The following is an 18,224-nucleotide window of genomic DNA, read 5'->3' on the forward strand; positions in this document are numbered from 1 at the left end:
GAAGGATGAGTTGACCAAGGCCGGTTAATCGGTCCAGGAATAAGTACGATGATTGTGATCCGGGCGGGAACGCTCGCCCGGGCATTTTGGGCATGGATGTCAGGCGAAATCAGATGGGCATTGAGATCAAAACGGTTGGCGTGATCGGCGCGGGACAGATGGGCAGCGGCATTGCCCACGTCTGTTCGCTCGCGGGCTTCAACGTCCGGCTCAACGATCTCTCGGAGGAACGCATCAATGCGGGCCTCGCCACCATCACCGGCAACATGGCCCGCCAGGTCGCCAAGGGCGCCATCACCGATACCGACCGTCAGGCCGCGCTCGATCGCATCAAGCCCGCGCTCGGCTACGACGACCTGTCCACCTGCGACATCGTGATCGAGGCTGCGACCGAAAACGAGGAGGTGAAGCGCAAGATCTTCACCAATCTCTGCCCCTCGCTGCGTCCGGATGCGATGGTCGCGACCAATACGTCGTCGATCTCCATCACCCGCCTTGCCGCTTCCACGGATCGTCCGGAAAAGTTCATCGGCATCCACTTCATGAACCCGGTGCCGGTGATGCAGCTCGTGGAGCTGATCCGCGGCATCGCAACCGATGACCCCACCTACGAATCCGCCAAGGAATTCATCGGCAAGCTCGGGAAGACCGCGACGGCCTCGGAAGACTTCCCGGCCTTCATCGTCAACCGCATCCTGCTGCCGATGATCAACGAGGCGATCTACACCCTCTACGAGGGCGTGGGCTCGGTGGATGCGATCGATACGGCCATGCGCCTTGGCGCGAACCACCCCATGGGCCCGCTGCAGCTCGCCGACTTCATCGGCCTCGATACCTGCCTGTCGATCATGCAGGTGCTCTATGAAGGCCTGGCCGATTCCAAGTATCGCCCCTGCCCACTGCTGGTGAAATACGTCGAGGCCGGCTGGCTCGGCCGCAAGACCAAGCGCGGCTTCTACGATTATCGCGGCGAGCACCCGGTTCCGACCCGCTAAAGGGCTTTGCCCGTAAGGTTGTTCACCGAAATAAACCCGGGTGCGTCACAAACGTCCCACGTGTGTGCTTCACAACAGCGTCACAATCCCTATAGTCTAATCAGACGGGACTACTCTTCTTGACGAGGAGGTGATGTGACGATCCACGTCCAACCTGTTGTGAGGCCGGAATCCTGCCCGGCCCTTGTTCTCAATGCCGATTACCGGCCATTGAGTTATTACCCCTTGTCCATCTGGTGTTGGCAGGATGCGATCAAGGCGGTGTTCCTGGAGCGGGTGAACATCGTCTCCGAATATGACAAAGTCGTGCGAAGTCCGAGCTTCGAAGTCCGCCTCCCCTCGGTCATCTCTCTCAAAACCTACGTTCAGCCCTCGCGGCACCCCGCCTTTACCCGCTTCAACGTTTTCCTGCGCGACCGTTTCAGCTGCCAATATTGCGGCACTCGCGACGATCTGACCTTCGATCACGTCATCCCCCGCTCCAAGGGCGGACAAACCACCTGGGAAAACGTCGTCGCCGCCTGCGCTCCCTGCAATTTGAAAAAAGGGGACAAGATGCCCCGCGAAGTCGAGATGTGGCCCCGCCAGCATCCCTTCGCCCCTACCGTCCACGACCTGCACTCGAACGGACGCCTCTTCCCGCCGAACTATCTGCACGAAAGCTGGATGGACTATCTCTACTGGGACAGCGAGCTGGAGCCGTAAGAGGCCGTCACCGCCCTACCGCAATTCCCTTGTCCGCCGCTGCCTTGGCCGCGAAAGCCGCCAGCCCGAGCGAGATCAGCAGGTTCCATCCCGCCAGCGACAGCCCGAGGAACCGCCATGCGGCCTCCGTGCAGCTCACCACGCGCGTGTTCTGCAGCTGACTGAGGAAATCACCCACATTGCCCGCCCCTGCCCCTGCCCCGCCGCCGCAATCGCTGGGCCCGGCGAAGAAGCCCCACTCGACGCCCGAATGATAGGCGCCAAGTCCCGCGCTCACGAGGAAGATGAGGGCGATGAGCCACAGCCCTAGGCGCGTCCAGCGCGACGGCAGAAAGGCCGCCACCAACCCCACCGGCATGGCGAGATAATAAGGATTGCGCTGGATGAGGCACAGCTTGCAGGGCACGTAACCGAAGACGTGCTCGAACACGAGCGCGCCGCCGATAGTGGCAGCAGCACCCAGAACGACCGTGAGAGCGGCTTGGCGGAGATTGAGGCGAAGGCTCATCGCCGTTTCCCTTTAGAACAGATAGCGGAAGGCCACGAAGCCGCCGATGAAGGCAACGATGGCCAGCGTCGCCACCACATTGAAGTTGTTGTCGATGATCGACTTGATGCGCGGCCCGAACTTGCTCATCAGCAGGGCGATGATGAAGAAACGGGCGCCACGGGTCAGGATCGAGAGCAGGATGAACCAGCCCAGATGATACCCGGCAAAGCCGGACGTGATCGTCACGAGCTTGTAGGGAATGGGCGTGAGGCCTTTCAGCAGGATCACCCAGTGGCCATACTCGGCATAGGCGTGCCGGAACGTCTCCGCGCCCTCCGTGAGGCCATAGAGCTGGAACAGCCAGGCTCCAATGGAATCGTAGAGCGCCAGACCGATCACATAGCCCAGAATGCCCCCTACGACCGAGGTGATCGTGCAGATCAGCGCATAGAACCAAGCCCGGTCGGGCCGCGCCAGCATCATGGGCACGAGCATGACATCCGGTGGAACGGGGAAGAACGAGCTTTCCGCGAAGGAGACGGCCGCCAGCGCATAGGGGGCCGAAGGCCGGGCTGCGAGGGAAAGGGTCCAGTCGTAGAGGCGTCTGAGCATGGGCTCCCAGCAGATTCATGGGCAACAGGGCTGCGCCCGGCCTCTTTGAGCACAAGCCGGCCGGAATAGCGAGAGGCAAGCCTTGCGGCGTGGCTTCACATCTCACTGATTGACCAGCCTTCATCCCTCATGGTACTTCGCAGGTCCTTGCCCCTGTGGCGGAATTGGTAGACGCGCTCGACTCAAAATCGAGTTCCGCAAGGAGTGCTGGTTCGATCCCGGCCAGGGGCACCAAGAAAACCTTGGTTTTCCTTTTAGATTCAGCATCTTAAGGTCTCGCAGATGGCGCTCGTGGTGATACACGAGGCAATAACGCACCCATGGAGACCCGGGGCTGGACAGAGGACACGGCCCTGAGCCGAATAACCGGCTCTACCCCCAAGTTTCGTATGGCCCAGCCGACCATGGAGCGACATCCTTTCTGCTCGAAAGGAGGGCCGTCATGCGACCAATGATCATTGCCGCAATCGGTGTGTCGATGGTGAGCGGATTCGGAGTTCTAGCCCAGCAGGGCGATCCGATCCGGTTGCGCCAGGACTTGATGAAAAGCAATCAGGAGCAGGTACGCCTGTTGACCGGAATGTCCCGAGGACAGGTTCCGTTCAACGCGGCGCAGGCACGGGCTGCTCTCCAAAGGATTGAGCAGAACGCTCAGCAAATCCCGATGCTGTTTCCGGCAAACTCGCAGCAGGGCAAGACCAATGCTCTTCCGGTCATCTGGGAGCGAAAAGCGGACTTTGACGCTCGTGCGACCAAACTCGGACAGGATGCAAAGGCGGTTCAGACCGCCATCACGGATCAGACCAGCCTGCAAGGTGCGCTCCAAAGGGTCGGCCAGAATTGTGGCGGCTGCCATGAGACATATCGCAAGAAGGAAACCTGATAAGATCAATGGGGCTTGAAGAAACCGCGTGTTTTCGCTGGGAGAAGTCGCCATGCGACATCCCAAGACTTTATGGATGCTCCCCGTTCTCGTCACGGGGCTTCTGACCCTTACCCCTGCTTGGCACCGCCCTTCCACTGAGGTTGATCTCGCTCTTGTCCTGGCCGTCGATGTTTCCATCTCCATGGACTCGGACGAGCAGGCTCTCCAGAGGCAGGGCTATGTCGAGGCCTTCCGCTCTCCTTTGGTTCATCAGGCGATCCGCACCGGCACGCTCGGACGCATCGCGGTGACCTATGTGGAATGGGCAGGAACTCATCCGCACTTCCAGAAAGTCATTGTGCCGTGGGTCGTCCTGGACGATCCCAAGGACAGCATTTCCTTCGCCGACCGGCTGGCCCATACCCCCATTCACCGTGCGGCAGGCACCTCGATCTCAGAGGTCATTGATTTCAGCATGGCTCTGTTTTCGTCCGGTCACTTTCGGGCTGCACGGCAGGTGATCGACATTTCAGGGGATGGCTCGAACAACCAGGGACGGCTCGTGACGGAGGCTCGCGACGATGCCATTGCGCGAGGTGTCACCATCAATGGCCTCCCTCTCCTGCTGAAAGTCCCTGATCGGCATGAGAACGCGACGATAGACGCATATTACCGCGACTGCGTCATCGGGGGCTCGGGCGCTTTCATGATCCCGATCCGCGAACCTGGGCGGCTGCTGACAGAGACCAGGAACAAGATCGTTCGTGAGATCGCAGGGGTGGAAATGCCCAGCGCGCCGGTCCAGCCTGTACAGGGAGAATCGCGAACCGACTGCGACACCAGTGAGAGTCTCTGGGACGAGCCGGTTCCCGAGGCTCATCCACCCGCAAGCAGCATTGGGCAGAGATTGTAGGTGAGCGTGAGTGGATGCGCCCATGAATAGCCGAACCGCCTTCGTGATGCTTGTTGCAGCCTCACTCTGAATTCCGCGAAGGGGCGATGTCGGCGCTTTCTAACCCAACCTTCTGAGACGCACGAGGCTACGGCTCGTCCTCGACGACAGGCTCACCCGATGTGTCCTCTATCGGTCCCTCCTCTTCGCTCCTGTGCACTTTCGGGTGGCTCTTCGCAGGTGACGAGAAATCGGCTCCTGCTGGTTGATGCGCGGCGGCGAGGTCGGCTTCCGCCTGTCGCTTTGACTCAGCTGCATCGAGTTCCTGCTTCGTGCGCACATAATCGACCGCAGTTGCGCTTTCCGACGCTGCGCCTTCTTGCGGTTTTGTGTCCTGAGATTTCTTCGCCATGGGAGAACCTCCGAGCCGGACGAGAGGCCGCGAACCGCCTCCTGCCCCATCATTCACGTCGTTCTCGAAGTTCGTTGCAAACCCGGCTCCCATTTTGGAAGCCTCATGAAGCAAACATGCAGGGCCGGCATGCGTTCCGCATATTGTGTAAGCCTTCCGTGAAGCGGCATCGGCGAACTCGACGCCGGCATATTCTGGCCCGAATCCTGTGGAATCCCCACTGGAACCCGTGACGGGATCCTGATCCGAAAAACCCGATCCGTCCCAACGCTAAGAGTGCCTCGACCGAACGGCCTAGAACCCTTGAGCTACCACTTTTGCACCTTTGCCAAATCGGGAACCTTTGGCGCAAATGATCCCCGTCGAACGGCAACCCCCTGCCCCTTGCTGGCATTCAAGACCAAGAAGAGGGCCGCAGGGAAGCCGCAAGAACCAATCACCTTGTTACAAGGGGCATACCATGGACCAAGAAGTCGAATACGTCGCTCGCGCCCTCTATGAAGCCGAGGATGATGCGTTGATTTGGGAAGCCGAGCCAGAAATCCTGAAAGAGGAGTTCCGCCGCTATGCCCGCGCAGCCATTGCGATGCTGCCCCGGCAGAAGCGGGATGCCCCTGAGGCCCAGAAGAGCCAAGTCCCGTACGCAGCCTGATTTTCCGCAACAAGCAACTGATCCTACTGTCATAGAAGAACGCCCGTGACGCTCATCCGCCACGGGCGCTGCTGTACCGGCCGTTCCGAAAGACGTCAGCCGCGACGCTCGATAACCGTCACGATCCGCCGGGTCTTTGGCTCGACGATCACCACCTGATCGCGAACGATCACATAACGGCATTCGGGCAACCCGTGCAGGATGCGAATGACCTCGTTCGGGCATGCCTCCAGGCGGGTGACGACCGTCTCAGGGATCACCGTGCCGACGCTGACCGAGAAGTTCACGTCGTTCAGCGGCTGAGTTCTGACGCTGCTGAAGGCGCGCGTGATCTCGGTGCGCTGCTCGTTCGTTACGTTGATATTAGTCGAGCTGGAGGTGCTGCCGGTCGTGCTGGCCGCGCCGCCTGTCCTGGTGCCGGCAGCTCCGCTCGTCGTGCCGGAGGTCGTACCGCCTGAGGCTGTCCCCGAAGTCCCACTCGACGTCCCAGCGGATGTGCCAGACGAAGCGCCGCCCGAAGTGCCTGAGCTACCTGTGGTAGGACCGGAAGTGCCACCGCTCTGCGGAACGACAGTCGTTCCACCGGATGCACCGCCCGAAGCGCCGCCTGACATGCCACCCGAGGTTCCTCCCGTGCTGCCACCAGAGCCACCGCTCGTCTGTGCAATGGCAGCCACGCTCAAGGACAGAGCGGCTGCGGCAACGGTCGTCAACAAAGCTACACGCATAGAGAACCCTCCGATTGACGAGGAGCAGACTCTTGCCCCTCTGGTGATCGTATCAACGGGAAGCGTTCGCGAGGGTTCCGTTCCTATTACAGCCACGCATCGGCACGAGCACATCGTACGGAATCAGAGGTCCGCGTCAGCGAAATGCGGCTTCGGCAAGACTGATCTCGGCAGTTCTGAAAGACGCTGGAATAATTGCTTCGCTCAGACTCCGTTCCTGCAGAGGGCAGGGAAACTTTGCAAACTCAACCTATGCTCAGGCTTTGGTTTTCTGCACTGCCAAGTGGCTGAAGGCTGCAACCACGCTCTCGTAAACACCACGCTTGAAAGGAATGATCAGCTCCGGCAGACGGTGCATGTCTTCCCAGCGCCACTCGTCGAATTCCGGCTTGTGATGACCACCGCCGGGCTGAGTGATGTTGATCTCGCTGTCGTCGCCTTCGAAACGAAAAGCGAACCATTTCTGGATTTGTCCCCGATAGCGGCCACGCCAAGCGCGACCGGCCACCATGGCGGGGAGATCGTAGGAGTACCATTCAGGCGCTTCCGCCAAGAGACTCACGGAGCGCACGCTGGTTTCTTCGTACAGCTCGCGAAGAGCTGCCTGATAAGGATTCTCGCCTGGATCAATGCCGCCTTGAGGCATCTGCCATGCATAGCCATCGGCAAGGTGATCGCTGGAATCGGAATGACGCCGTCCGATGAAAACCTGGCCCTGCTTGTTCAGCAGCATGACGCCGACGCAGGAGCGATAGGGCAATTCCTTCTTGCTCTGCGGGCTTTTGGCGTTTCTCATCAGACACTCACTCCCTTGCCTCGCCCCCAGGTTTGCCGATCGTTTCAAATATCGCCGGCTTTTGTTGATGATTCCAAAGGTCAGAACCAAAGAGTGCCGCGTCATAAAAGCCAGCACAAGCCGTTACGTGCGGTTGTCAAAGCCTCAATGAAAAAGCCTGGCGGCTCATGAGCCGCCAGGCTTCTTTTTTCGTCATGCCGCTGAGAAGAACAGCGGAGCCTTTAAATTTCAGTTCGGAGACGTCGTGGTGTTGGCAGCACCCTTGCGGACACCGTGGAGCAGGTCATAGGCAGCGAGCAGCTGCTTGTCCTTGGCCGGATCCGGCGGAACGTAAGCGGAGGAACCGCCGCGCTCTTCCTTCTCACCACCATTCTGCAGGTGACCGCGAAGGCCGGCTTCGCCCTTGGTCTCATCCTTGCCCTTCAGTTCCTCGGGCACCTCCTGCAGCACCTCGATATCCGGATCGATGCCCTTGGCCTGGATCGAGCGGCCGGACGGCGTGTAGTAGCGCGCCGTGGTCAGGCGAACGGCACCGTTGCCGCCGAGCGGAATGATGGTCTGCACCGAACCCTTGCCGAAGGAGCGGGTGCCGAGGACCGTCGCACGCTTGTGGTCCTGGAGGGCACCGGCCACGATCTCGGACGCGGAAGCCGAGCCGCCGTTCACGAGCACGACGAGAGGCTTGCCTTTCGTCAGATCGCCTGCCTTGGCGCTGAAGCGCTGCGTATCCTCGGCATTGCGGCTGCGAGTCGAGACGATCTCGCCGCGGTCGAGGAAGGCATCGGAGACCATGATGGCCTGATCGAGCAGGCCGCCCGGGTTGTTGCGCAGGTCGACGACAAAGCCCGCCACCTTGTCGGCGCCGATATCCTGAGTGAGCTTCTCGATGCCCGCGCGCAGGGCCTCATAGGTCTGCTCGTTGAACTGCGTGACGCGCAGAACACCGATGTCACCCTCGACGCGAGCACGCACCGGGCGAACCTTGATGGTCTCGCGGGTGAGCTTCACCTCGATCGGATCCTTGGCTTCCTTGCGCTGGATCTTCAGCGTAACCGAGGAATTGACCGGACCGCGCATCTTGTCGACAGCCTGATTCAAGTTGAGACCCTGAACAGGTTCATTGTCGATATGCGTGATGATGTCGTTTGCCAGAATGCCGGCACGGGAAGCAGGCGTATCGTCAATCGGCGTCACCACCTTCACGAGGCCTTCTTCCATGGTGACCTCGATACCGAGGCCGCCGAACTCGCCGCGGGTCTGAACCTGCATATCGCGGAAGCTCTTGGCATCCATGTAGCTCGAATGCGGATCGAGCGAGGTCAGCATGCCATTGATGGCCGACTCGATGAGCTTCGATTCCTCAGGCTTTTCAACATAATCCGTGCGGACCTTTTCGAAGACGTCTCCGAAAAGGCTCAGCTGTCGGTACGTATCCGCCGAGGCGGCAACCGCGCCCGAGGACATCAGGCTCGTCTGCGACACCATGGTCGCGCTGCCTGCGCCGATAGCCGCACCGAGAATCAATAGGGAGAGTTTGCGCATTATCCGCGAACCTTTTCGCTTTGCGATTTCGCCCACCAGGGACCTGGGTCGATCGAACCGCCGTCTTTCCTGAACTCAACATAGAGGACGGGATTGTTCTTTTCTATGGCACCGCCGGTCAAACTCATGAGAGGAGCATCCCCCATGGTTGCGACTGGCTCACCAGCGAGCACGAATTGCCCGACATCGACGTTGATTTGGTCCATACCGGCCAGAAGAATATAATATCCCCCGCCCGCGTTGATGATCAAGAGTCGACCGTAGGACCGGAAGGGCCCTGCGAAGGCCACCCAGCCGTCCGCTGGTGATACAACAGCTGCCTTTGGACGGGTGGTGATCGAAATGCCGCGCGTCGTTCCGCCGTAGCCGTCTGCCGCACCGAAGTCCAGCGCAACGTCACCGCTGACCGGCTTCGGCAGCAGGCCCTTGGCCTCGGAGAACGGAATTTTGGGCGCAAGCCTCGCCGGATCGCGGAAGGCGGCCTGGGCGAAACGCTCCTTGGCCTCGCGCTCCTGGGCCTCCGCGGCCTTGCGCGCCTCCTCGGCGGCCCTCTGGGCGCCTGCGATCTCCGTCTCCATCCGATCGATCAACTCTTTGAGAGTGCCGGCCTGGCGGGCGAGCTCCGCTGCCTTGTCCCGCTCGGCCCCCATGCTGCGCTCCACCTCGACCATGCGGCTTTGGCGGGCGTCCATGAGAGCCGTCAGGCGCTGCTGCTCGCCGTTGAGAGCGCCGAGTTCGGTGTTGAGGGTGGACCGGTCGGTGGCAATCGCCTCCTTGAGACGCACCAGCTCGGCGAGATCGGAGGCCAGAATCTCGGCCTCGGCCCGCAATTCGGGGAGCACCGCCCCCAGCATGATGGAAGCCCGCACCGCCTCGAGCATGTCCTCCGGACGGACCAGGACGGCGGGCGGCGGGCGGCGGCCCATGCGCTGAAGGGAGGCGAAGACCTCGACGATCACGCCCCGGCGGCTCTCCAGCGAGCGACGGATCGCCGTTTCCGATGCGGTAAGGGTCTGAAGCCGCTGCTCCAGGCCGCGAATCCGGTCCTCGGTCTCCCGGACCCGGCCAGCGGTCTCAATCAGCGTGGCATTGAGCTTCGCCCGGTCCGTCTTGATCCCGTCGATCTCCGCCTGGAGGCGCTTTTGGGCCTCGGCGTTCGCATTCATCGCATCTTCCAGAACCTTGAGGTCGTTCTGGCGCTTCTGCTTCTCCTCCAGCGTCTCCGGCGCGATCTGGGGCGTCCCGGCCGCAGGCCCAGCAGGCGCCTGCTGGGCCTGCACGGGCCCCAGGGCGGACACAGCCAGCATTACGGCAAGACTCAAGGCCCTGCGGGGGAGAACGGTTTGGGAGCGGATCATTCGTCAGGAATCATCGTGGCCGGCGCGATGATAAGGGTGTCCGGCAATGATTGTCAGCGCCCTATAAAGCTGCTCGGCCACGAGCGCCCGGACGATCTGGTGCGGCATAGTGAGCGCACCGAAGGAAACCACCATTTCAGCCCGCTGGCGGATCTTGGGATCGAGCCCGTCAGGCCCGCCGATGACGCAGGCCACACCGGAGCGGCCCTCGTCGCGCCATTGCCTGATTCGCTCGGCGAAGGCTTCGCTGGAGGGGCTCTTGCCGCGCTCGTCGAAAACGATCAGCACGGAGGACCCAACCTTTTCCAGAAGCGCAGCCGCCTCTTCCGCACGGCGGTCGTCATCGCGGCGCGCCCGGCTCTCCGGCAGCTCGACAATATCGAGCCCGGCCAGACCCAAGGCCCGGCCCATGCCTTCGACTCTCTGCCTGTATCGTTCGACCAGCTCCCGTTCGGGGCCGCTCTTGAGACGGCCCACGGCCAGCAAGCTCAGTCGCAACGGTTCAGGCCTTCCTTAGCTCGCCCGATCCTGAGGACGATCGGCGCCCCACATCTTCTCGAGGTTGTAGAAACCACGCACCTCGGGACGGAAAATGTGAACGAGAATGTCGCCGGCATCGATCAGCACCCAATCGCAGGCAGGCAGGCCTTCCACGCGCGGAGTGCCGAACCCCTTGTCCTTGAGGTCCTTGACCAGACGGTCGGCAATCGCGCCCACGTGACGGTGGGAACGGCCCGATGTGACGATCATGGTGTCTGCAAGCGAGGTCTTACCGGCCAGGTCGATCTCGACCGTGTTTTCGGCCTTCATGTCCTCGATGGAAGCCAGGGCGACGGCCCGGATATCCTCATCCTGCGGAGCAGTCGCTCCGGAGAGAGGGGGAAGCGTGTTCGTGTCCGCTTCGACAGTGTTCAGTCGGTTCAGGTTCAAGCCCTTTCTAAGCAGCGCTCATGAGGCAGCGCCGACCCTTAAGATAAGATCGAACGCCCCCATTTTTCAACGTCCCCCGGAAGGAGAAGTTCGCCCCATTCGCCGCAGCATGGTGGAGGAGAGGTGCGAGCGCGGCCCGTGCAGGAAGACCCAGGCGGGCGGCTTGAGGCCGGCCAGAGCCGGTGCCCTGCCCTCGTCGATTCGGCCCGACGAGAAGGCAATGGCGGCACGGGAGCGCATCGCCTTCAAGGTCCAGCCGGGCCGGTCGATGATGGCCATCGGCATCATCCGGGCGATGCGCCGCCAGCCGCGCCAGCGATGGAAGCCTGCGAGATTATCCGCCCCCATCACCCATACGAAATGCACACCCGGGAAACGCTGCTTGAGATAAGCGAGCGTATCGATGGTGTAGCGCGCGCCGATCTCCCCTTCGAAGGCCGTCACGTCGATGCGTGGATCGTCGGCCATCTCCTTTGCCTGCGCCACGCGCATGGCGGTGGAGGCAAGCTCTCCCGTATCTTTCAACGGATTGCCGGGCGTCACGATCCACCAGAGGCGATCGAGCCTCAATCGCTTGAGCGCCATCAGACTCACATGCCGGTGCCCCGCATGGGCGGGATTGAAGGAGCCGCCATAAAGCCCGATGCGCATGCCGGGCTCAGCCGGCGGCAGGCGAACGAGACCCGAGGGCCTGATGCGGAAACGGGAGGGCGGAGAACTCACGGACGCGTCTGACCCGAACCGTGGATGCGATATTTGAACGAGGTCAGTTGCTCCACGCCCACGGGTCCTCGCGCATGCATGCGGCCCGTGGCGATGCCGATCTCGGCGCCGAAGCCGAACTCGCCCCCATCGGCGAATTGCGTCGAGGCATTGTGGAGCACGATGGCGGAATCGACTTGCCGGAGGAAGCGCTCCGCGGCGGCCGGATCGTCCGTCACGATGGAATCGGTGTGATGCGAGCCATAAGTCTCGATATGTGCGATGGCTTCATCCAGACCGTCAACGACGCGTACGGAGATGATCGAATCGAGATATTCGGTGCGCCAATCCTCTTCCGTCGCAGCCGTCACGCGCGGATCAGCGGCCTGCACGATCTCATCACCCCGCACAGCGCAACCTGCATCGAGGAGCATCATCACGAGCGGCTTCAGATGCGTCGAGGCGCAAGCGTGATCTACGAGGAGCGTCTCCGCCGCGCCGCAGACTCCCGTGCGGCGCATTTTGGCATTCAGCACGATTGCCTTCGCCATATTAAGATCGGCCTTCTCGTGCACGAATACGTGATTGAGACCTTCAAGATGCGCGAAGACAGGCACGCGCGCCTCTTCCTGCACGCGCGCCACGAGGCTTTTGCCGCCTCGGGGCACGATGACATCGATATTGCCATCAAGCCCTGAGAGCATCGCGCCCACGGCCGCGCGATCCCGCGTCGGCACGAGGCGAATGGCATCGGCGGGCAAGCCCGCCTTCTCCAACCCCTCGCTCATCGCCTCGGCGATCGCGAGCGCGGAACGGAAGCTCTCCGAGCCGGTGCGAAGAATCGCGGCATTGCCCGCTTTCAAGCAAAGCGCACCCGCATCCGCCGTGACATTCGGGCGGCTCTCGAAGATCACGCCGATGACGCCGAGCGGCGTTGCCACGCGCTCGATCTGCAGCCCATTGGGACGCTCGAACTTCGCCAGCACGCGTCCAATCGGGTCGGGCAGAGCGGCAACGCTTTCCACTGCGGCGGCAATGGCTTCGAGACGTTCGCCGTTGAGAGTAAGACGATCGATGAAGGCCGCTGTCTGCCCCTTGGCTTTGGCCTCGGCGAGATCCTCGGCATTCGCGGCAAGAATGGCCGGTGCGCGCGCCCGAATGCAGGCGGCCATGGCGCGCAAGGCAGCGTTCTTCTGCTCGTCCGGGGCCAGGGCGACGCGCCGGGCGGCCTGCCGGGCGCTGCGACCCAGATTGGCCATCAGAGCCGGGACATCCGGATTCCCAACCGAAGCCGCACCTGACGCGTTGAGGTGTTCAGCGAGCGAGTTTGCGCTCAAGGCTTGAGTGTTATCCATGTCCAAGTCCCAACCCTCTGATCCCCAGAGGGAAATATACCGTCCGCAACCCATAGCACGCCGGGCTGCTCCCGGGCCAAGCTATTCCATACGACCTGACGCAGCACACCCTGATATCCGGGTGGGAACCTCCGGCTGGCATTATCGATCCTGGCACGGACCTTTCTACCCGGAAGGCTTAAAGATCAAGGATTTCCTATCCTACTATGTCACACAATTCGACACGGCCGAGATCAACAATTCCTTCTACCGGCTTCCGACCGAACAGGCCGTCAGAGCATGGCAGGAGAGCGTGCCCGAGGGATTTCTCTTCGCCTGGAAGGCCTCGCGCTTCATCACGCATATGAAAAAGCTCAAAGATGTCGAGGAGAGCATCGATCTCGTGTTTAGCCGGATGGAGGGTCTGGGCGATACTTTCGGGCCTGTCCTGTTCCAGCTTCCGCCGATGCTCAGGGCCAATGATGAGACGCGTGAGCGGGTGGCGCGATGCCTGTCGCTCGTGCCACCCGGTCGGCGCATCGCTTTCGAGTTCCGGCATCCGAGCTGGTACGAGGAAACCACTATCCATATCTTGCGCGACCACAACGCAGCGCTCTGCCTGTCCGATCACGCCGATGCGCCCGCGCCATGGGTGGTCACAGCGGATTTCGTCTATGTGCGAGGTCACGGCACGAACGGACGCTATGCCGGAAGCTACAGCAAAGAGACGCTGCAGAGTTGGGCGCACGACATCGGAGAGTGGCGGCGGAATGGACGTGATGTTTACGTCTATTTCGACAACGACATCAAAAGCGCCGCGCCCGGCGACGCTCAGACTCTGCTCGGGCTTCTGGGAGACAGTCAGTCGCTCAGCGCCATGTCGTCCCGGTGAACCATTTCGGTGCGTCCGACATAGCCCAGGATCGTTTCGATCTCACGGCTCGGACGGCCGATGATGCGCGCGGCTTCATCCGCATCGTAAGCCACAAGGCCACGCCCCAGAACGCGATTCTCGTCGCGGATCGTTACTGCGTCGCCGCGATGAAACGTCCCTTCGATGCGACGCACGCCGACAGGCAGAAGACTCGCGCCGCCCTTGAGGGCACGCGCAGCGCCTTCATCAACGATGAGCGTGCCGCGCGGCTCGAGCGCTCCGGCAATCCAGGTCTTGCGCGCGGTCACAGGATTCGATGGCGTGAGGAACCAGGTGCAGCGTCCGCCCTCAGCCACGCGTTTCAGGGGATTCTTTGCGCGGCCATCGGCGATGATCATGTGCGTGCCGCCCGAGGTCGCGATCTTGCCCGCTTCGATCTTCGTGCGCATGCCGCCGCGCGAGAGTTCGGAAGCAGCACCTCCCGCCATCGCCTCGATGGCAGGCGTGATGCGCTCGACCACGGGGATGTGCTGCGCGCTAGGATCGGATGCAGGCGGCGCGGTATAGAGGCCGTCGATATCGGAGAACAGCACCAGGAGATCCGCGCCGATCATGGTGGCGACACGCGCGGCCAGACGATCATTGTCTCCGTAGCGGATCTCAGAGGTCGCCACCGTGTCGTTCTCGTTGATCACGGGCACGGCGCGCATCTCAAGCAGCTTCAGCGTGGTTGCGCGCGCATTGAGATAGCGCCGCCGCTCTTCCGTATCGGCGAGCGTCACCAGAATCTGGCCCGCCGTGACGCCATGGTGGGCGAGCACCTCCGACCAGGTGCGCGCGAGCGCGATCTGGCCGACAGCGGCTGCCGCCTGGCTCTCCTCCAGTTTCAAGGGGCCGGAAGGGAGACCCAGGACCGTGCGCCCCATGGCAATGGCGCCGGAGGAGACGACGAGAACATCGGCGCCCTTCGCGTGAAGGTCAGCAATATCCTCCGCAAGCGCCGCAAGCCATGCGTGATTCAACCGGCCGCGCGCGCGGTCCACGAGAAGCGCAGAGCCGACCTTCAGAACGACGCGGCGGAATTGGCTGAGTTGCGGGCTCACGGATGCCACTCTTCCTGGGCCTCGACGGTTTCCTGCTCTTCAGCCTTCGCCTCGTCGATCACGCTAAGCAGAGATTGCAGAACCTCCTGCACGCCCTGACCCGATGCGGAGGAAATCACGAGAGGCGTGCGCTTGCAGGCCTTCTTCAGCTTTTTGAGCTGCTCCTTCAGCGTCTCCTCATCGAGCGCATCGGCCTTCGAGAGAGCCACAATCTCGGGCTTGTCGGCAAGCCCATGACCATAGGCCTCGATCTCGTGACGCACGGTCTTGTAGGCCTCGCCCGCATCCTCGCTCGTCCCCTCGACCAGATGCAGCAGCACGCGGCAGCGCTCCACGTGGCTTAAGAAACGATCGCCGAGGCCGACGCCTTCCGACGCGCCTTCGATGAGACCCGGAATGTCGGCCAGCACGAATTCGCGGCCATGGATGCGCACGACGCCGAGACCCGGATGGAGCGTGGTGAACGGATAATCGGCAATCTTAGGTCTGGCCGAGGTGACGGTGGCAAGGAATGTCGACTTGCCTGCATTTGGCAGACCCACTAGGCCCGCATCCGCGATCAACTTCAGGCGCAGGATGATCGTGCGCTCGATGCCCTCCTGGCCCGGATTGGCCCGGCGCGGCGCGCGATTGGTGGAGGTGGTGAAATAGGCATTGCCGAAGCCGCCATTGCCGCCTTTGGCGAGCAGCACCTTCTGGCCCACATGGGTCATGTCGGCGATGACGGTCTCGCCGTCCTCCTCGAGGATCTCCGTGCCGGCCGGGACTTTCAGCACCACATCGGCGCCCTTGGCGCCGGCGCGGTTCTTGCCCATGCCGTGACCGCCGGTCTTGGCCTTGAAATGCTGCTGATAGCGATAGTCGATGAGGGTGTTCAGCCCCTCCACGCATTCGGCCCACACGTCGCCGCCGCGGCCGCCATCGCCGCCGTCCGGCCCACCGAACTCGATGAACTTTTCACGGCGGAACGACACGGCGCCGCCGCCGCCATTGCCGGAACGAATATAGATCTTGGCTTGGTCGAGAAATTTCATAACCCGTATCCTTTACGGGACAACATGCCCCTGAGCAACGCACACCCATGAGCAACGCAAACAAAAGAGAAGCGCCCCCGAATGGTTTCGGGAGCGCCTCAGGATTTAATGACCCCTGCTTAGCTCGCAAGCGAGATGGAGCGGTCCATCTCGACCTCGACGGAGGCGGGCTCAGGGATGAAGCCCGTATGGCCCCAGGCCTTCAGGCTCTCCCAGGTCCGCCGGTCGAGGCGGAAATGGTCGACCGGATAGAGGCCGCACCGGGCGGGCAGCTCCGAGAGCCCCGCGCCCTGATAGGCAAAGCCGCACTTCTCCAGCACGCGCCGGGAAGCCGGGTTGATCACGCGGGCGCAGGCCGTGATCTCGCCCCCCTCACCATAGGCGAAGAAGGCATCGATCAGGGCGCGCGCCGCTTCCGTGGCATAGCCGTGGCCCCATGAGGGCATGCCGAGCCAATAGCCGAGATTGGGCTTGCCCGTCTCGGGGTCGGGGCCGATGCCCACCATGCCGATGAGGCTGTTGGGCCTGCCCTTCGGGGTGATCGCCAGCTGCAGGCCCTCGCCATTCGCATTGGACCTCCGGGCCTGGAAGATGAACCTCTCGGCCTGTTCCGGATGGTATGGATGCGGAATTCGAGCCGTCATGTCCGCGACAGCTTTCTCACCGGCAAGGCGTACGACGGCTTGTGCATCCGCAAGGCGAGGCCAACGCAGCCACAGACGGCGGGTCTCGAGACGGAAAACATCGTCACGGGTGAGGTCGGGAAACATGCTCTTGCTCCGATCCGAATGGGCCTCCCTGGCCCGGAAAACACGAAGGGGAGGTGGACACCCCACCTCCCCTGTTGGTTTTCGGATCTGAGCTTGGCTTTTTGGGCCTGTTTGGAGCTTTGGATCCGCCGGGTCGGTGTGATGCCGGCGGGAGCTCCTTCGTTTTGCTCTCGCCGTTTACTCTGCAGCCTCTTGGGCCGGTACGACCGATACGAATGCTCGGCCCTGACGCGTAAGGAATCGGACTCGGCCATTGGCCGTGGCAAAGAGGGTGTGGTCTTTGCCCATGCCGACGTTAGCGCCGGCATGCCATTTCGTGCCGCGCTGACGAATAATGATGTTGCCGGCGACAACCTGTTGATCGCCGAACTTCTTGACGCCGAGACGACGGCCTTCGGAGTCGCGACCGTTGCGAGACGAACCGCCTGCTTTTTTGTGAGCCATGGGTGTACTCCCGTGTTCTGTGTCAGTTGCCGCGCTTACTCAGCAGTGGCCGGCGCAGCGTCTTCCGCCGCAGCCTTGGTGGTCTTCTTGGCGGCCGCCTTCTTGGGCTTCGCGCCACCGGCGAGGATCTCGGTGATCCGCACCACGGTGTAATCCTGGCGATGCCCGCGCTTGCGGCGCGAATTCTGCCGACGGCGCTTCTTGAAGGAGATGACCTTCTCGCCGCGGGTGTGCTCCACCACCTCGCCGGCCACGGTCACGCCCTCAACGAGGGGGGCGCCCACCTGGGTCGTGCCGTCGTTGGTGACCATGAGAACCTGGTCGAACGTAACGGCGGTGCCCGGCTCGCCCGCGAGCGTGGCGACGGTGATGACGTCGTTGGCGGCAACGCGATACTGCTTGCCGCCGGTCTTGATCACTGCGAACATCTTAATCCTCGTGTTCAAACCCAAATCTCAACGGGAAGTCTCCCGCAGGCTTGGCTTTTTGGCAGTTTCCGGCTTCGTTTCACGGCCGCTTGGCGCAGCCGCATGGATTACGAGCAGGCACTCGTACCCGCTCATAGAGGAGGCTTACCTACGGGCTGCCCTGAGCTTTGTCAATCAAAAAGGCCGCAAAAACATGCTTCAAGGTGCTTGAAGAGCCGCCAAGCCCATGATATCCACCCCGCCTCAACCAGCGGGCCGACGGCCTTCGCACCCCGGAGAGGTGGCAGAGTGGTTGAATGCACCGCACTCGAAATGCGGCATACGGGCAACCGTATCGGGAGTTCGAATCTCCCCCTCTCCGCCATTTAACCCCTTGATCTACGAGGATCTCTGAGGCTCAGGCCGAGGACCGCCAGAGCGTCCGAACCAGCCCAACAGATCAGTCCGTCACACTGGTGTCACAACGACGGACAAACGACTATGGCGACTATCCGCAAACGCGGCTCTTCCTGGCATGTCCAGATACGACGCCAAGGCTATCCGTCCCTAATAAAGACC

General features: G+C 62.0%; 22 protein-coding genes and 2 tRNA genes. 8 read left to right on the top strand and 16 right to left on the bottom strand.

Going from position 1 to position 18,224, the window contains the following annotated elements:
• Window positions 1-113: 113 nt before the first annotated feature.
• The gene (locus ACUXUR_RS23935; RefSeq protein WP_445504855.1) at window positions 114-995 is read left to right on the top strand and encodes a 3-hydroxybutyryl-CoA dehydrogenase; all 882 of its coding nucleotides are present in this window, start codon (window positions 114-116) and stop codon (window positions 993-995) included.
• Between the two features lie 135 nt (window positions 996-1,130).
• The gene (locus tag ACUXUR_RS23940; RefSeq protein WP_445504856.1) at window positions 1,131-1,700 is read left to right on the top strand and encodes an HNH endonuclease; all 570 of its coding nucleotides are present in this window, start codon (window positions 1,131-1,133) and stop codon (window positions 1,698-1,700) included.
• Window positions 1,701-1,707: 7 nt separating this feature from the next.
• Here ACUXUR_RS23940 and ACUXUR_RS23945 read toward each other — a convergent pair whose 3' ends face one another.
• Window positions 1,708-2,208 carry a disulfide bond formation protein B gene (locus ACUXUR_RS23945; RefSeq protein WP_445504857.1) on the bottom strand — a complete coding sequence of 167 codons (501 nt, stop codon included), beginning with the start codon at window positions 2,206-2,208 and terminating at the stop codon, window positions 1,708-1,710.
• Window positions 2,209-2,220: 12 nt separating this feature from the next.
• Entirely contained in the window at window positions 2,221-2,802 is a 582-nt protein-coding gene (locus ACUXUR_RS23950) for a YqaA family protein (RefSeq protein WP_445504858.1), read from the bottom strand.
• A gap of 149 nt (window positions 2,803-2,951) precedes the next feature.
• On the opposite strand from ACUXUR_RS23950, the gene ACUXUR_RS23955 reads away from it, so the two are divergent.
• The 3 genes from ACUXUR_RS23955 (at window position 2,952) to ACUXUR_RS23965 (ending at window position 4,580) form a co-directional block, all read left to right on the top strand.
• Window positions 2,952-3,036, top strand: a tRNA-Leu gene (locus ACUXUR_RS23955).
• A 208-nt stretch (window positions 3,037-3,244) separates the two neighbouring features.
• Window positions 3,245-3,685: a c-type cytochrome gene (locus ACUXUR_RS23960; protein ID WP_445504859.1), complete on the top strand. Its 441-nt coding sequence runs from the start codon at window positions 3,245-3,247 to the stop codon at window positions 3,683-3,685.
• 52 nt (window positions 3,686-3,737) lie between these two features.
• The gene (locus tag ACUXUR_RS23965) at window positions 3,738-4,580 is read left to right on the top strand and encodes a DUF1194 domain-containing protein (protein WP_445504860.1); all 843 of its coding nucleotides are present in this window, start codon (window positions 3,738-3,740) and stop codon (window positions 4,578-4,580) included.
• Window positions 4,581-4,707: 127 nt separating this feature from the next.
• Here ACUXUR_RS23965 and ACUXUR_RS23970 read toward each other — a convergent pair whose 3' ends face one another.
• A complete protein-coding gene (locus tag ACUXUR_RS23970; protein ID WP_445504861.1) occupies window positions 4,708-4,971 on the bottom strand; it encodes a hypothetical protein in 264 nt (87 codons plus the stop codon).
• A 460-nt stretch (window positions 4,972-5,431) separates the two neighbouring features.
• Here ACUXUR_RS23970 and ACUXUR_RS23975 point away from each other — a divergent pair, with 460 nt between their 5' ends.
• Window positions 5,432-5,623 (top strand): hypothetical protein, encoded by a 192-nt coding sequence (locus ACUXUR_RS23975; RefSeq protein ID WP_445504862.1) that lies wholly within the window; start codon window positions 5,432-5,434, stop codon window positions 5,621-5,623.
• A gap of 95 nt (window positions 5,624-5,718) precedes the next feature.
• Here ACUXUR_RS23975 and ACUXUR_RS23980 read toward each other — a convergent pair whose 3' ends face one another.
• The 8 genes from ACUXUR_RS23980 to ACUXUR_RS24015 form a co-directional block, all read right to left on the bottom strand.
• The gene (locus ACUXUR_RS23980) at window positions 5,719-6,351 is read right to left on the bottom strand and encodes a DUF1236 domain-containing protein (protein ID WP_445504863.1); all 633 of its coding nucleotides are present in this window, start codon (window positions 6,349-6,351) and stop codon (window positions 5,719-5,721) included.
• Between the two features lie 256 nt (window positions 6,352-6,607).
• The gene (locus ACUXUR_RS23985; protein ID WP_445504864.1) at window positions 6,608-7,147 is read right to left on the bottom strand and encodes an RNA pyrophosphohydrolase; all 540 of its coding nucleotides are present in this window, start codon (window positions 7,145-7,147) and stop codon (window positions 6,608-6,610) included.
• Between the two features lie 228 nt (window positions 7,148-7,375).
• Entirely contained in the window at window positions 7,376-8,689 is a 1,314-nt protein-coding gene (locus ACUXUR_RS23990; RefSeq protein WP_445504865.1) for a S41 family peptidase, read from the bottom strand.
• Window positions 8,689-10,047, bottom strand: a complete 1,359-nt coding sequence (locus ACUXUR_RS23995) for a murein hydrolase activator EnvC family protein (protein ID WP_445504866.1) — start codon at window positions 10,045-10,047, stop codon at window positions 8,689-8,691. The genes ACUXUR_RS23990 and ACUXUR_RS23995 overlap by 1 nt, the downstream gene beginning before the upstream one ends.
• A gap of 3 nt (window positions 10,048-10,050) precedes the next feature.
• On the bottom strand, window positions 10,051-10,545 hold the full coding sequence (rlmH, locus tag ACUXUR_RS24000; RefSeq protein ID WP_445504867.1) for a 23S rRNA (pseudouridine(1915)-N(3))-methyltransferase RlmH: 495 nt from the start codon (window positions 10,543-10,545) through the stop codon (window positions 10,051-10,053).
• A 15-nt stretch (window positions 10,546-10,560) separates the two neighbouring features.
• On the bottom strand, window positions 10,561-10,890 hold the full coding sequence (rsfS, locus tag ACUXUR_RS24005; protein ID WP_244470453.1) for a ribosome silencing factor: 330 nt from the start codon (window positions 10,888-10,890) through the stop codon (window positions 10,561-10,563).
• Between the two features lie 153 nt (window positions 10,891-11,043).
• Window positions 11,044-11,700: a nicotinate-nucleotide adenylyltransferase gene (locus tag ACUXUR_RS24010; RefSeq protein WP_445504868.1), complete on the bottom strand. Its 657-nt coding sequence runs from the start codon at window positions 11,698-11,700 to the stop codon at window positions 11,044-11,046.
• On the bottom strand, window positions 11,697-12,938 hold the full coding sequence (locus tag ACUXUR_RS24015; RefSeq protein WP_445504909.1) for a glutamate-5-semialdehyde dehydrogenase: 1,242 nt from the start codon (window positions 12,936-12,938) through the stop codon (window positions 11,697-11,699). The genes ACUXUR_RS24010 and ACUXUR_RS24015 overlap by 4 nt, the downstream gene beginning before the upstream one ends.
• Window positions 12,939-13,155: 217 nt before the next feature.
• On the opposite strand from ACUXUR_RS24015, the gene ACUXUR_RS24020 reads away from it, so the two are divergent.
• Entirely contained in the window at window positions 13,156-13,905 is a 750-nt protein-coding gene (locus tag ACUXUR_RS24020) for a DUF72 domain-containing protein (protein ID WP_445504869.1), read from the top strand.
• On the opposite strand, the gene proB is transcribed toward ACUXUR_RS24020, so the two are convergent.
• From proB to rplU, 5 genes are all read right to left on the bottom strand, one after another.
• The gene (proB, locus tag ACUXUR_RS24025; protein ID WP_445504870.1) at window positions 13,875-14,990 is read right to left on the bottom strand and encodes a glutamate 5-kinase; all 1,116 of its coding nucleotides are present in this window, start codon (window positions 14,988-14,990) and stop codon (window positions 13,875-13,877) included. The genes ACUXUR_RS24020 and proB overlap by 31 nt on opposite strands.
• Entirely contained in the window at window positions 14,987-16,024 is a 1,038-nt protein-coding gene (gene obgE / locus ACUXUR_RS24030) for a GTPase ObgE (RefSeq protein ID WP_445504871.1), read from the bottom strand. Before obgE ends, proB begins: the two co-directional genes overlap by 4 nt.
• Window positions 16,025-16,143: 119 nt before the next feature.
• On the bottom strand, window positions 16,144-16,794 hold the full coding sequence (locus ACUXUR_RS24035; protein ID WP_445504872.1) for a GNAT family N-acetyltransferase: 651 nt from the start codon (window positions 16,792-16,794) through the stop codon (window positions 16,144-16,146).
• A 177-nt stretch (window positions 16,795-16,971) separates the two neighbouring features.
• Entirely contained in the window at window positions 16,972-17,238 is a 267-nt protein-coding gene (gene rpmA / locus ACUXUR_RS24040; protein WP_009763277.1) for a 50S ribosomal protein L27, read from the bottom strand.
• A gap of 35 nt (window positions 17,239-17,273) precedes the next feature.
• Window positions 17,274-17,666 carry a 50S ribosomal protein L21 gene (gene rplU / locus ACUXUR_RS24045; protein WP_047191305.1) on the bottom strand — a complete coding sequence of 131 codons (393 nt, stop codon included), beginning with the start codon at window positions 17,664-17,666 and terminating at the stop codon, window positions 17,274-17,276.
• A 274-nt stretch (window positions 17,667-17,940) separates the two neighbouring features.
• Here rplU and ACUXUR_RS24050 point away from each other — a divergent pair.
• A tRNA-Ser gene (locus ACUXUR_RS24050) sits at window positions 17,941-18,030 on the top strand.
• The last annotated feature ends 194 nt before the right edge of the window (window positions 18,031-18,224 follow it).

Source organism: Microvirga medicaginis, from assembly GCF_052658925.1.

Excerpts from the sequence above, each read along its gene's own strand:
- ACUXUR_RS23935 (WP_445504855.1), top strand. The coding sequence starts at position 114 with ATGGGCATTGAGATCAAAACGGTTGGCGTGATCGGCGCGGGACAGATG.
- ACUXUR_RS23945 (WP_445504857.1), bottom strand. The coding sequence starts at position 2,208 with ATGAGCCTTCGCCTCAATCTCCGCCAAGCCGCTCTCACGGTCGTTCTG.
- ACUXUR_RS23950 (WP_445504858.1), bottom strand. The coding sequence starts at position 2,802 with ATGCTCAGACGCCTCTACGACTGGACCCTTTCCCTCGCAGCCCGGCCT.
- ACUXUR_RS23960 (WP_445504859.1), top strand. The coding sequence starts at position 3,245 with ATGCGACCAATGATCATTGCCGCAATCGGTGTGTCGATGGTGAGCGGA.
- ACUXUR_RS23965 (WP_445504860.1), top strand. The coding sequence starts at position 3,738 with ATGCGACATCCCAAGACTTTATGGATGCTCCCCGTTCTCGTCACGGGG.
- ACUXUR_RS23970 (WP_445504861.1), bottom strand. The coding sequence starts at position 4,971 with ATGGCGAAGAAATCTCAGGACACAAAACCGCAAGAAGGCGCAGCGTCG.
- ACUXUR_RS23975 (WP_445504862.1), top strand. The coding sequence starts at position 5,432 with ATGGACCAAGAAGTCGAATACGTCGCTCGCGCCCTCTATGAAGCCGAG.
- ACUXUR_RS23980 (WP_445504863.1), bottom strand. The coding sequence starts at position 6,351 with ATGCGTGTAGCTTTGTTGACGACCGTTGCCGCAGCCGCTCTGTCCTTG.
- ACUXUR_RS23985 (WP_445504864.1), bottom strand. The coding sequence starts at position 7,147 with ATGAGAAACGCCAAAAGCCCGCAGAGCAAGAAGGAATTGCCCTATCGC.
- ACUXUR_RS23990 (WP_445504865.1), bottom strand. The coding sequence starts at position 8,689 with ATGCGCAAACTCTCCCTATTGATTCTCGGTGCGGCTATCGGCGCAGGC.
- ACUXUR_RS23995 (WP_445504866.1), bottom strand. The coding sequence starts at position 10,047 with ATGATCCGCTCCCAAACCGTTCTCCCCCGCAGGGCCTTGAGTCTTGCC.
- ACUXUR_RS24015 (WP_445504909.1), bottom strand. The coding sequence starts at position 12,938 with ATGGCCAATCTGGGTCGCAGCGCCCGGCAGGCCGCCCGGCGCGTCGCC.
- obgE (WP_445504871.1), bottom strand. The coding sequence starts at position 16,024 with ATGAAATTTCTCGACCAAGCCAAGATCTATATTCGTTCCGGCAATGGC.
- ACUXUR_RS24035 (WP_445504872.1), bottom strand. The coding sequence starts at position 16,794 with ATGTTTCCCGACCTCACCCGTGACGATGTTTTCCGTCTCGAGACCCGC.
- rpmA (WP_009763277.1), bottom strand. The coding sequence starts at position 17,238 with ATGGCTCACAAAAAAGCAGGCGGTTCGTCTCGCAACGGTCGCGACTCC.
- rplU (WP_047191305.1), bottom strand. The coding sequence starts at position 17,666 with ATGTTCGCAGTGATCAAGACCGGCGGCAAGCAGTATCGCGTTGCCGCC.